The sequence below is a fragment of the Alteromonas ulvae genome (genome assembly GCF_048987005.1).
Lineage (GTDB): Bacteria > Pseudomonadota > Gammaproteobacteria > Enterobacterales > Alteromonadaceae > Alteromonas.
In genome coordinates, this window is sequence record NZ_CP185261.1 from 1,331,747 (window position 1) to 1,344,749 (window position 13,003).

A 13,003-nucleotide genomic window follows, 5' to 3' on the forward strand; every position below is an offset into this window, starting at 1 on the left:
GCTTGGATTTGCTTTCTAGTACTGATTAACTTGGCGCTAGCAATGACTAACTCGGAGCCAAGCAGTGCAAGCCATTAAGAAAGCGAGTCTTTTTTACAGCGTAAAACTGCTTTCCTTCTTTTTGGGTTTGTACGGCTGCTTTGTTCTTCATGAGCTATTGGAAGTGCCTAGTGTGGTGAGTGCAGCCTCAATAGGGCTTATAGGCAGCTTCCTTCCCACCACCACTCAATTTCAACACCATCCACAAGCTGCCATGTATGCAGGTGCGTTTGCGGGCATGTGCTCGTCTCATGTCATTAGCTCCACCTATGAACTTGTTTTTATTAGTCTCGTTGGAGCTACTCTTTATACGACGCTAAAAAATCATTTTATAGGTATCGGAGGAAAGCTAGGTACTATCGCATTTGTGTCTGTCGCAAGTGTCGTAATTGTCAAGTTGGTGATTGGGTAGTGCTGATTTTACTCTTTGCCACTTTAGGTGGTCTTATCACTTTTAAGCTGTCTGTCTTGCCTTGGATGAATGCTATTCGAGCAAGTAGCATTAGTACGCTGGTATGTTATTCATTGGTGGCTTACATAATAGGAATAGAGACGGCTAATAATTATGCCTGCATCTTTTTTGGCGGAAGCTTTGTTGGAATGACATCATCTCGTCGTCTTTCAAGTAGGGGAGTCGTAGCGGCGGCGTGCATATTTGGTGCTATTAGCTCGCTGTTGTTACCTTTTCTCGAGGGGATAGGCGGAGCATTAGGTGTGTGTGCTTTTTTATCGGTCTCAGCAGTACACCTGACGAAAATGGCAACGGCAGCGAGGAAGTCCAACTAGAAGTACTAATGCCTCTAGTTGGATAAATCAATGCAATGCTATTCGTAAGCTAGAGGATCGGTGGCGTTATTGTCTCTAAAAGCTTCTAGTCGTTCTTCGCACGCACCACACTTTCCACAGGCTTTTTCTCGTCCGTTATAACATGTCCACGTCTTGCCGTAATCAAGCCCCATATTTAACCCATCGGTTAAAATAGCTGTTTTACTTTCATCAATGTAAGGGGTAACAATTTCCACGGGCGTGTAGTTTGCAATACCGCACACATCATTCATTCGATGTACAAACTCTGGTCTGCAGTCAGGGTAAATTGCATGGTCCCCAGCGTGGGCACCGTAATACACTTCTTTTGCTTCTAGGCTTACTGCGTAACCTACGGCAAGAGAAAGCAAGATCATGTTGCGGTTAGGTACAACAGTCTGCTTCATACTCGGCTCTTCGTAGTGACCTTCAGGAACATCGATGTCTGAAGTAAGCGCAGAGCCACCGACTAGTGAATTAATTGCACTAATATCGACAATTTTATGAGATACGCCTAGTGAGTTACACACATTCGCCGCATAATCGAGCTCTTTTTTATGGCGCTGACCATAATTAAAACTAAGGGCATGTACTTTCTTTCCTTCACGCAGTGCTTTATGCAGCACAGTGAAAGAATCCATACCTCCAGAGTAAATAACAACAACGTTTTCTGACATAGATTTTCACGAATTGATAAATAATGTCAGAATTTTATGTGATCCTTGGTAAAATCCCAACATACAATCGTTAAAGGACGTCAATTTGTCTGTATTCAGCACGTTAAACATCAATGAGATGTTCGAAACTATTCAAGGAGAGGGAGCACACACTGGGATCCCCTCCATATTTGTTCGCCTTCAAGGTTGCCCCGTGGGTTGCCCGTGGTGCGATACAAAGCACACCTGGGAAATTAAAGAAGAACTCATTGTTGCACCGCGGCAAATCATTGATCAGTCTGAGGAGTCTGAGACCTACTTTGTGGCAGACGATGAGTCTTTGCTCTCGCTTTTCAAACAAGAGGGGTATGTGGCGACTCACGTTGTTATTACCGGTGGTGAACCCTGCATGTACGATTTGCGGGGGCTGACAACAATGCTGCACAATAACGGTTTCACCACGCAAATAGAGACTAGCGGTACCTTTGAAGTACTCTGCGATGAGAGAACCTATGTGACAGTATCGCCAAAAATCAATATGCGTGGTGGCTACGAAGTTTTGACAAGCGCATTAGAGCGCGCTAACGAAATAAAGCATCCTATTGCAATGCAAAAGCATATTGATGAACTTGATGCGCTCCTTGCAAATGTTTCTTCTTTAGAGGGCAAGCAGGTATGTCTGCAGCCCATTAGTCAGCAGATAAGAGCAACACAGCTAGCTGTTGATACTTGTATTGCGAGAAACTGGCGGCTATCTTTACAAACACACAAATACATTGGTATTGAGTAACAGGATATTGAGTAAAAGCGCAATTAAATAAGGGAGAATAAAGGAATGAGTATTGGTTGCCTTAATCATGAGTAGAAACGGCAAAAAACGAATAAGAAATTTGGGCTCGTTAAAGATGTTAGTGCTTACGCTATTGTTAGTTGGGCTTAGTGCGCACGGCGCATTGTGGACAATCACTTACCCTCGCCCGATAGACGATACCGATGAGCGTACCCAATACCCCATTGCGCTGCTAAAACTCGCGCTGGATAAAACCGGTGTGAATTATGAACTAAGACCTTCTGATAGAATTTTGCTTACAGGCAAAGCCATGCGTCAGCTACGCGAAAACAGAGAAGTGAGCGTGGTATGGAGTATGACTGACATCCAGCGGGAGAAGGACTTAACTGCTATAAGGATCCCTATTGCTAAAGGGTTAATCGGGTTACGGGTATTTGCTATTCAAAGTCAAAAAAGCGCAAAATTTTCCCAGATTGAATCCATCGCCGATTTGCGTGAATTGGTTCCTATTCAGGGCGAGGATTGGCCTGATACGAAAATATTGCAGGCTAACGGATTTAATGTATTCACCGTTCCGGAGTTTGATAAAGCCTACGACTTTCTAAGTCAGGGAAAAGGTGATTTCTTCCCTCGCTCTGTGATTGAGATTACCCCTGAGTTAGACACGTTAGGCAAAAGTGCCAACATATCTCTTGAGCCCTCTCTCGCCATTTATTATCCCACCGCCATGTACTATTTTGTGAGTAACAATAACAAAACGTTAGCACATTTAATTGAAACCGGATTGCGCAGGGCCATTGATGACGGTTCTTTTGAAACGTTTTTTCAATCGACGTACATGCCTATTCTCAATGAATTAAATATGGATGAGAGAACCATCTTAACCATTGATAACCCACTGTTACCCGACGATACGCCGTTGTCAAATGAGTCATTGTGGTATCAATCAACGAATGGAAGTTAATGGGTCAAATAGATTAAAAAAGCGACCCTCAGGTCGCGTTTTTAAATGATCTAGAATGATATTACAATGTATAGCCTAAGACTCTCCAGTGTGAACGCCTTTCATCGAGCGCCCAGACGGATCTGCATTATTCTTAAAGCTTTCATCCCACTCTAACGCCTCGACAGTGCTACAAGCGATTGATTTTCCGCCGGGAACACAGCGTGCAGCACTTTCTTGTGGAAAGTAGCCTTCGAAAATAGTGCGATAGTAATAGCCTTCTTTTGTATCCGGTGTGTTGTAGGGGAAGCGAAACTCTGCCGTTGCCAGTTGTTGGTCGGTTACTTCGCCGTCAACAAACTCGCGAATAGAATCTATCCATGAATAGCCTACGCCATCACCAAACTGTTCTTTTTGACGCCACAAGACCTCGGCAGGCAAGGTTTCGCCATTGTCAAAGGACTTTCGCAAAATCCATTTTTCCATTTTTCCATCAAGACACATTTTGTCTTGCGGGTTTAAACGCATCGCCACATCAATAAAGTTTTTGTCTAAGAAGGGAACGCGTGCTTCTACACCCCATGCTGACGTTGCTTTATTTGCGCGAGCACAGTCAAACATATGAAGGCGGTCTAACTTACGCACAGTCTCTTCATGAAACTCTTTTGCGTTTGGTGCTTTATGAAAATATAAATAACCACCAAAGATTTCATCAGCGCCTTCACCGGACAGTACCATTTTGATACCCATGGCTTTAATTTTGCGGGTCATGAGGTACATAGGCGTGGCTGCGCGAATTGTCGTGGTGTCATAAGTCTCAAGATGAAAAATAACGTCACGAATGGCATCTAGCCCTTCCTGAATGGTGAAATGTATCTCGTGATGCACAGTCCCAATCATATCAGCCACTTTTTTAGCTGCTTTCAAGTCTGGAGCCCCTTCTAGACCAACGGCAAAGCTGTGTAGTCTCGGCCACCATGCATCTGTCTTATCTTCATCTTCGACACGTTTGGCAACGTATTGCGCAGCAACCGCAGACACTAATGATGAGTCTAAGCCACCAGATAGTAGAACCGCATAGGGCACATCTGACATCATGTGTGATTTGACTGCTTTTTCGAAAGCAACGCGAAGCTCGTCTAAATCTGAACTATTGTCTTTAACATTTTCATAGTCCATCCAATCGCGGTTGTAATATTTAGTTAGTTTACCTTCTTTGCTCCACATGTAGTGACCTGGAGGAAATTCACTAATGGTTTTACATACACTAGCAAGTGCCTTCATTTCAGACGATACATAGAAGTTACCGTGTTCATCGTAACCTGTGTAAAGGGGAATGATACCGATATGGTCTCGCGCAATCAGGTATGCATCTTGTTCTTCATCATAAAGAATAAAGGCGAACATGCCTTCTAGTTCATCAATGAAATCAACGCCTTTTTGTTGAAACAATGGCAGAATTACTTCGCAATCCGAGCGGGTTTTAAATGGATAAGGTTCGTCCAAATCAGCGGCTAATTGCTTGTGATTGTATATTTCGCCATTCACTGCGAGGATATGTTTGTCGTTTTGGCTGATTAGAGGTTGAGCGCCGGTATCTACATCGACTATTGCCAATCGTTCATGACAAAGAATGGTATTGTCATTATTCCAGATACCCGACCAGTCAGGGCCGCGGTGGCGCAATAATTTAGATAAGTCGAGGGCTTGGGTTCTGAGTTCAGACACATCGGTTTTGATATCAAGGATACCGAAAATACCACACATAAAACGGATTCTCTCTGTTCGCTGGTTTAAAAAATGGGTTATTTCTGTCGGGTACTCGTTGAAGAGCAGCGAAGGATTATTATTTTTGATTTGTCTGATTCGCGTGTCTTGAATGTGCCAGTCTGACAGGAAATTGCAAGTACATTATGATGATAAAATGGAATTTATTGGTTCTTTTCAGCGAAGTTACAGTGGTAAATGCAAAAGTGCCCTATTTTGCACAAAAAAACATCTATTGGCGTTATGCGTTGAGTTTTCGTCTGCGCCAGTAAAGAACTATTAACACCGAACTATAGATAATGGGCAGTGGCAAAAGCGTGTTTATGAAAGCGAACTTACAAAGGCGTAAGTACAAAGGCAAATCTACAGAAAAGCACCAATAACGATGTGTAGAAAAGAAGTGCCCCGAGAAGTCGGGGCACTGTAGGTTCACTCTGAGCGACTTATGCCGATTGAATCAGGCTTAAGTCAGCTTTTATTCGCATATTAGATGTTCTGATGTATTATGACGATAACGTCGATTAATACTGGCGCTGAAATTCACTGCCTTTATTCCACTTTGGCCACATGGGTGCATTTGCTACATTCACACCTACATCGAATAACATTTGAGTGTCTTGAACAATGCCGCCCATATCCCAGTTCTCACGATACTCATCGCACACTTGGTGGTAGCAGCCGGTTACAATCACGTTCATTCGCTTGCGGTACTTTGCTGTTTCTTCATCCGCTGGCTCGTTACCACCTTCTGCATACAGTGCTGGTACACCTTGCTTAGCAAAGCTGAAGTGGTCTGAGCGATAGTAGTATCCCGCTTCAGGCTTATCTTCTTGGGTTAACACACGCCCTTGTTTTTCTGCGGCTGCTTTAAGGTAGGTTTCAAGTTCTGATTTACCCATCCCTACAACGGCAACATTTTTGGTTTTCCCCAGCACGTTCATGGCATCCATATTTATGTTTGCCACTGTTTTTTCAAGTGGAATAACAGGGTTAGCAGCATAGTATTTACTGCCTAGTAAGCCTTGCTCTTCTGCAGTTACCACTAAAAACGAAACTGAACGCTTAGGTTTTGGCGTTAGCGATGAATACGCCTTAGCCATGGCTATCATTGCAGCAGTGCCGGTGGCATTATCGTGGGCGCCGTTGTAAATTTGATCGCCTTCTTTGCTTTCATCTTTACCAAGGTGATCCCAATGTGCGGTGTAAATAATGTGATCATCAGCAAATGTAGAGCCCGGTAATGTGGCTATGACATTATTACTTTCTGATTTTTTAAACGTGTTTTTAACGGTTACCGACGCGGTAATGTCCATGGCCTTATTGTAAGGCCCTGACATTGCCTTTGCTTTTTCGGTATCAAAGTCCAACCCAGCATCACTAAATACTTGCTTGGCAGCATCTAGGGTCAGCCAACCTTCAACAGCAACGCGACTTGCGCCTTTATCTTCACTCACTAGACCATACTGCGGGCCGCTCCAACTGTTGGCAACCACCGACCATCCATAAGATGCTGGAGCCGATTCGTGAACGATTATGGCAGCTGCAGCGCCTTGGCGGCTGGCTTCTTCGTATTTATAGCTCCAACGACCGTAATAGGTCATTGTGGTTCCCTGAAACTTGCCACTCTTGGGGTTTTCAAAACCAGGGTCGTTAATGAGGATAACAACGGTTTTCCCTTCAACGTCTAAACCGTCGTAGTCATTCCATTTATACTCCGGTGCATTCACACCATAACCTACGAACACTAATTCAGAATCGTTCAGCGAGACCGAAGCTTGTTCACGTTTTGATGATGCCACCATGTCTTCTTTATAAGCGAAGCGGTTTTCACCGATAGTCATTGTCATATCAGGATTTGCGGTAATTTCCATTAACGCTACCTTCTGCAAATAGCTATCGCCATTTCCAGGTTCAAGGCCAGCTTCCTTAAATTGGCTAACAAGGTAATCAATGGTTTTCTTCTCACCTTCTGTCGTGGGTAGGCGACCTTCAAATTCATCAGATGAGAGTATTTTTAAGGGCTCTCGAATATCTGCATCGGAGATACTGTTGTATACCGAGTCGAAGTTTGTCGTTTCTTGTGCTGTGGCTAACGTATCAGTGTCGCTAACTTTCGTGTCACTGTCGTTAGAAGGAGTACATGCACTTACGCTTAACAGCGCAGGAACAAGCAAGGGCAAGAATATTTTTTTCATTATTAGTCTCTATTAACCGTCTTAGTTTGCTCTACAATAGACCCCAGTATAGAGAAATCCACAAAACGAACCAATAGGTGTTATGCAATCAACCGATATTCCTTTTAGTAAAACGTATTTATCCCAATGTGCCTCGTTAAGTGTTACTCGCCTTTTGACAGATATGAACCTGATAGACCTCAGTGAGTTTCCTTCGGCAAAGCAGTTAAATGCATTAACGCAATACTTTCATTCCAATTGGCAGGGTCCTCACTTTGTAGCGCAAAGCGAGCTTGACGAGGGTGAAACGCGATATTACGAAACTATTATTGGCGAAGATAACCGTGTCCCCACACGGGAGAATAGTTGGCATGACTTGTTCAACGCACTTATCTGGATACAGTTCCCTAACACGAAAGGCTTGTTGAATACGCTGCATGTGAACGATATAAATGAGTTTGGAATTAGCCCTCGTACAGCAAGACGCAATCGCATTACTCACTTCGATGAATGTGGCGTAGTACTGGCAGTGGAAACTCCCAAAGACAATAACAAGGCCGATTTAGAAGCATTCTTAACGTCGCTAGCAGGACACAACTGGCATGAAGTGTTTATAAAACAACGCAACACCTGGGCAGGAGTTGTCACGCCCTTCATTTTTGGCCACGCCAATTTAGAAATGATGCTAAACCCTTTTATAGGATTAACAGGCAAATGGTTGGCGGTTGCAGTTCCTGAGGGCTTTAGTCAGTTGAGTAAGTGGCAACAACGAAGTGAATTGGATAATGCCATGGTTAAGCGAATTGCTCAATTAGATGACTTTCAGCAAGCACCTATATTAAAACCTATACCTTTACTTGGCGTGCCTGGGTGGCATCACCCGCAGTCTGACAGTTTTTACGATAATGAAGCGTATTTTAGGCCGGCTAGAAAAGGGGTAAAACAAACAGTACAGCTGCCGCTATGGAAGCACAGCTAGCGCTGAGGTTCCATAGCAATAGCTTACTGGTAGGCCTATTCTCGAACAAGACGATGAGAAACGACAGGGCCCGTTGGCTGTAGGCCCTGAGTGAGAATATTAAAATGCAAGAATAGCAATAAGCCATATAGAATAAATAACGAGGTAGGGTGCTGCGGCGACAATGGCGGCTTTTTGTCTAGAAAACGATGTCCATTGCGCAATACCTACCATCGCAAGATAAATTCCCCAAAACAGCTCTAACCTAATAGCTTGAGCAAAGGCAAACCATTCTGAGTCCATTGGAATGCTCATTATAAAGCTTAGAGAAGTGGGAGCTAATGTTGCTGGCGATATCTGATGATCGCTAGCAAAAAGCAGCAATGCAACGCCAATCAAACCCGTTACAACATAGGGCATCGCTACCCACCACGAAAAGCCATACCAGTCAGTAAACCCAAAAACGTGACTATCGTCTGATCGTGTTGCAATATTTAAATACACGGCGTAAACAGCATTAACAATGATAAGTACAAAAAACGCACCAAAAAGCTGCGTCCACATTAGGCTTGTTCTAGTGAAAAAAGCGCGCATTTGATCTTCTTCTGCAGGGCTCATATCACCCTGAGCAGCAATATTTAAATTTGCAAACCATTCAATATCCACGAAGTTCACATAAAGATACTGAAGTACTAAGGTAACGCCCATTACTAAAAAGAACGGCATCCAACTCCAGTTGTTATTGTCGCCAACTGCCTTAAAGACTCCATTGGGTTTGAAAAATATATCGTTACACGCCTGAAATGGATTTGACACGGTATGCATTCTAACTCCCTGAAAAAGTTTAGTTATTTTTATGGGTAATTTTGCCTGTAGACTGCTTTAATAGTTTACAAAAAACCAATTAAGCACATATAGATTACTGAGTTGAAGAATTTAAGTACAGGAAAATGGGTATATAAAGATGTTTTTTCCCGATAGGGCTACAAGCAACTGTTTTCATTAGGTCTTTTTCAATAGGCTTCTATTGACGTTTCAGCACTATAACGAGCAACAATGGTTTGCAAATCTAAACGTCTTCTACTATCTTTTCGACGGTATAGTTGGCCATGTAGAGAAATTATTTCAAATGCCACCAACTAGGCATGGTATTGTATCTCCCCTTTAAATTTTGCACGTCTCTCGACAATTCTGTGCCTAAAAGGAAGAATTAATTGTCATAATATTACCTGCTTTAGCGTTCGGTTAAGCGCTTAAGGGTGTGGAGTATTAACAGAAAAAGGAGTTAGTTGTGACCGTAAAGCAAAGGTTGATCTTCACACTGGTAGTGCTGGCGGCATCAATAGTGCTGGTTGGGGTGTTCAATATGGTTAATCAATCGAGTGCGCGTACTAAAGGTCAAATCGCTATCCTTCTCAGTGAAGTGGACGCCAATGTCTATTCTGCGCGGTTATATCAGCGTTACACAATGATGGAGCCAGATAACAAACAGCATGTAGACAGCACTAATTCAGCGCTTAATAAGGCGACGGAAACCGCACAAAATGCCCTTTCATTGATGCAAATAGACGCTAGCCGTCGTGCAACCGAGCAAATTATAGAAGCTGTTGAAGAATATCGCAGAGCCTATTTGCGCTTTGCAAAAGCGCTGCAAGAGAAAACCCGTATTAATGTAGAGGACACTAATATTATGGTTGACTCCGCCGGACGGGTGTCTGAAAGCGTGGCCGAAGTCAAGGCGAAGCAACTAGCTATTTTAGACAGTAAAAATGCCACGACGAGAATGATTAATCTGGCAGTACTGTCTTTATCACTCCTGGTAGCAGTCTTTGCAGGACACTGGTTGTATCGCTCTATTTCTGAGCCTCTGCAAGAAATTCGTCGTGTAGCAGCCTCTCTCGCCGATGGTGATCTTAGCGCACTTGTGTCTGTGACCGGTAAAGATGAATTAGCAAGTATTGCGACTGCTTTAAATACAGCAATATCATCATTAGCGTCTTTGCTTCAGCAGGTAAAAAACGCAACTGGTCAACTTGGAAACTCTATTGATTCGGTAGGAGCGGCATTGCACCAGTCAATGTTTTCCATCGAGAAGCAACATCGAGAAACTGAGTCAGTAGCCACTGCAGTGACAGAGATGGCAAGTGCGACCAATGAAATAGCTCAGAATGCGTCTGAAACCGCGCGTCAAAATAGTAACGTGAACTTACTGATTTCGGAGGGGCAGCAGGATGTTGACGAGACCGTAAATGCTATTGGTCAACTCGGAGAGCGCATGACTAACACCTCTTCTCTTGTTGAAAAACTTGCTGCTGACAACAAACAAATTGACCAGATTTTGCTTACCATTCGGGCTATCGCAGAACAAACCAACCTACTTGCACTGAATGCGGCCATTGAAGCTGCTAGAGCTGGTGAACAAGGTCGAGGTTTTGCTGTGGTGGCTGATGAGGTGCGCTCTCTCGCTCAGCGAACACAAAACTCCATTGAAGAGATTACCTCAATAATAGATTCTATCAATAAAGGTACGGGGAACGTGGTAAATGTCATTGCGACGTCTCAAGAACAAACAGAAAGTGCTATTTCACGCACAATTCATCTGGGTGAGCTGTTTGCTAAGGTGGCAGGGGCAACATCAATTGTTAACGACATGAATGCCCAAATATCTGTTGGTGTAGAGGAGCAAAGTGCTGTTGCACGTGAGGTGTCAGAAAGTATTGTTCAGGTTCAAACCCACACTGATGAAAACAAAGAAGGCTTGCAAAATATTACCAGGCAGTCAGATGAGCAGGTACGCTTGCTAGAATCACTCACCGCAGCACTAAGTCGCTTCCGTATAGAGTGATATCCCTGCTGATTGATTATTGCCTGTGAACTCTTTGACAATAAAAAACACGGACTGAATTAGTTTACAAAGATGGCGTATTATTTTGTAACGCGGGTCATCAATGAAAAAAAATTTGTCGAGACCGGTGGCGGCCGTTAGAAATGGCCACCGACCTTAGGGTATACCGTCGTTCCGTTAAGCCTAAATCAAATGAGTATGTCACTGAAATGATTGATGCCAGTCAGTTAAATTGATTGGTATCAAGCATTCGCTTCCTTTTCATCTAACCGCGTTTCAAATTAGCAGTGTGGTTGTAATCAAAGATACGTGATATTCAGCAGGCACAATACAATGGCGCTGTAAACAAAAGAGATGGGTAAACCAATCTTTATAAAATGAGAAAAACGGTAGTTCGCTGCATTGTAAACTAATAAATTAGTTTGGTAGCCGAAAGGGGATATAAAGCTCGCACTTGCCGCAAAGGCAACGGCCAGAGCAAAGGGCATAAGTGGTGCGCCTACAATCTCAACAAGCCCATAAGCAAATGGAAACATTAACGCCGCCGCCGCATTGTTGGTCACAAACTCGGTGAGTAAAAGCGTGATGAGATAAATAGCAATTAATGCTATAAACCAATCAGTGCTTGACAACAGCGGTATAAGGATTTCTGTAGTAACCGCAATAACGCCAGAGGTCTCTAGTGCAGTAGCCAAACTCAATGCACCAACTATCACAACAATCAAATTTAGGGGGAGGTTGCGCTTCATTTCACCATTAGACGTCACTTTCATAAACACTAAAACAGCCGCTAAAAATAAGAGGCCAATAGCCAAGTGAATAATGTTTGATGCTGCAAGGGCAACAGTGGTTAAGAATCCACCTAGCGTTATCCACTCCTGTTTGTTTGTTAGCGGTCGCGCTATTTTCTGCTCTGAAAGTATAAAAAAGTTTTTACTTAAGTTTTGACGCGTTGCAAAATCAGGACCGGTAGCGAGCAGTAAAAAATCACCCGATTTTAATTTTATCTCCCCCAGCTTCCCTGATAACTGTTCTCCGTCTCTGCGTATAGCCACAACGGCCGCATCGAATAATGCTCTAAAACCCAATTCTTTAATAGTGTGGCCAATAATTTGAGCGCGGTTCGAAACAACCACTTCGGTGAGACTTTCCCGTAAAACACCATCTGTTTCTGCAAACATGCTCAGCCCTTTAATGTGGCTTAAGTTGTCTAGCTTTTGCACATTTCCAGAAAATATAAGCTTGTCGTTTTCAAGAATAACAAGCTCAGGTCCAACTGGCGATATAAGGTTTTTATCTCGAACAATTTCAACTAAGAACAATTCAGGTAAATTCCGTAAGTGGTTTTGTTCAACCGTTTTTCCTATGAGTTCAGAACCTGCTTCTACCTCAGCCTCCACCATGTATTCAAAATAGTTGCTGTCTTTATTGCTGATATTCGGCAAGAGAGGTAATAAAACGAACATAAGCAAGCCACAACTCAACCCTGCGACGGTGCCATACAGAGTAAAGTCAAAGAAATTAAAACCAGGGTGCCCATGTTCCTGCAAAAAACTGTCAACAATTAAGTTGGTAGAAGTACCTATAAGAGTCACTGTTCCGCCTAAAATAGCGGCATAAGACAGGGGAATGAGTAACCGTGAGGCAGGGTGGTGTTGGTTCTGTTTTATCGGACCGATGAGGCTGGCCACAATAGCCGTGTTGTTTAACAGTGCCGATGACACAAAGGTCAGCGAAAACAATCGCCAATACGAGCGGGTAAAATTAGCAGTGACTAACTTTCTTCCTAAACGTTTAATGAGGGCAGTTTTATCGATGGCACTACTGACTAGAAGTAACAAAACAAGGGTGATTAAGCCCTTGTTTGTTAAATTCGATAGAATGTCATCTAGCGATAACTGTTGCGTGACCAGTAAGCCTAGCACGGCACCTGAAAACACGGTGGCAGGTCGCTGATTGGTAAAAATCAGCGCCAAAATCGTACTGGCAAAAATGGCCAGTACGATGAGCTGGGTAACATCCATATA

Annotated in this window: 11 protein-coding genes; 6 read left to right on the plus strand and 5 right to left on the minus strand. The window is 43.3% G+C overall.

What is annotated here, in order from left to right; genetic code table 11:
* Window positions 1-64 precede the first annotated feature (64 nt).
* On the plus strand, window positions 65-451 hold the full coding sequence (locus ACOJR9_RS05860; RefSeq protein ID WP_420935402.1) for a hypothetical protein: 387 nt from the start codon (window positions 65-67) through the stop codon (window positions 449-451).
* The gene (locus tag ACOJR9_RS05865; RefSeq protein WP_420935403.1) at window positions 451-825 is read left to right on the plus strand and encodes a hypothetical protein; all 375 of its coding nucleotides are present in this window, start codon (window positions 451-453) and stop codon (window positions 823-825) included. The genes ACOJR9_RS05860 and ACOJR9_RS05865 overlap by 1 nt, the downstream gene beginning before the upstream one ends.
* A 38-nt stretch (window positions 826-863) precedes the next feature.
* Here the strand turns inward: ACOJR9_RS05865 and queC are convergent, their stop codons facing one another.
* Window positions 864-1,520 (minus strand): 7-cyano-7-deazaguanine synthase QueC, encoded by a 657-nt coding sequence (gene queC / locus ACOJR9_RS05870; RefSeq protein WP_420935404.1) that lies wholly within the window; start codon window positions 1,518-1,520, stop codon window positions 864-866.
* Window positions 1,521-1,638: 118 nt separating this feature from the next.
* Between queC and queE the strand changes: the two genes are divergently transcribed.
* The gene (gene queE / locus ACOJR9_RS05875) at window positions 1,639-2,289 is read left to right on the plus strand and encodes a 7-carboxy-7-deazaguanine synthase QueE (protein ID WP_420936064.1); all 651 of its coding nucleotides are present in this window, start codon (window positions 1,639-1,641) and stop codon (window positions 2,287-2,289) included.
* A 115-nt stretch (window positions 2,290-2,404) separates the two neighbouring features.
* Window positions 2,405-3,253, plus strand: a complete 849-nt coding sequence (locus tag ACOJR9_RS05880; RefSeq protein ID WP_420936065.1) for an amino acid ABC transporter substrate-binding protein — start codon at window positions 2,405-2,407, stop codon at window positions 3,251-3,253.
* A 75-nt stretch (window positions 3,254-3,328) separates the two neighbouring features.
* Here ACOJR9_RS05880 and asnB read toward each other — a convergent pair whose 3' ends face one another.
* Window positions 3,329-4,999 carry an asparagine synthase B gene (gene asnB / locus ACOJR9_RS05885; protein WP_420935405.1) on the minus strand — a complete coding sequence of 557 codons (1,671 nt, stop codon included), beginning with the start codon at window positions 4,997-4,999 and terminating at the stop codon, window positions 3,329-3,331.
* 521 nt (window positions 5,000-5,520) lie between these two features.
* Window positions 5,521-7,194, minus strand: a complete 1,674-nt coding sequence (locus ACOJR9_RS05890; RefSeq protein WP_420935406.1) for a M28 family peptidase — start codon at window positions 7,192-7,194, stop codon at window positions 5,521-5,523.
* A gap of 82 nt (window positions 7,195-7,276) precedes the next feature.
* Between ACOJR9_RS05890 and ACOJR9_RS05895 the strand changes: the two genes are divergently transcribed.
* A complete protein-coding gene (locus tag ACOJR9_RS05895; RefSeq protein ID WP_420935407.1) occupies window positions 7,277-8,152 on the plus strand; it encodes a DUF3025 domain-containing protein in 876 nt (291 codons plus the stop codon).
* A 99-nt stretch (window positions 8,153-8,251) separates the two neighbouring features.
* Here the strand turns inward: ACOJR9_RS05895 and ACOJR9_RS05900 are convergent, their stop codons facing one another.
* A complete protein-coding gene (locus ACOJR9_RS05900; protein ID WP_420935408.1) occupies window positions 8,252-8,956 on the minus strand; it encodes a YIP1 family protein in 705 nt (234 codons plus the stop codon).
* 466 nt (window positions 8,957-9,422) lie between these two features.
* Here ACOJR9_RS05900 and ACOJR9_RS05905 point away from each other — a divergent pair, with 466 nt between their 5' ends.
* Window positions 9,423-10,976, plus strand: coding sequence for a methyl-accepting chemotaxis protein (locus tag ACOJR9_RS05905; RefSeq protein ID WP_420935409.1), 1,554 nt, complete (start codon window positions 9,423-9,425; stop codon window positions 10,974-10,976).
* A gap of 299 nt (window positions 10,977-11,275) precedes the next feature.
* On the opposite strand, the gene ACOJR9_RS05910 is transcribed toward ACOJR9_RS05905, so the two are convergent.
* Complete coding sequence (locus ACOJR9_RS05910) at window positions 11,276-13,000, minus strand: SLC13 family permease (protein WP_420935410.1); 1,725 nt, start codon at window positions 12,998-13,000, stop codon at window positions 11,276-11,278.
* Between the last annotated feature and the right edge of the window lie 3 nt (window positions 13,001-13,003).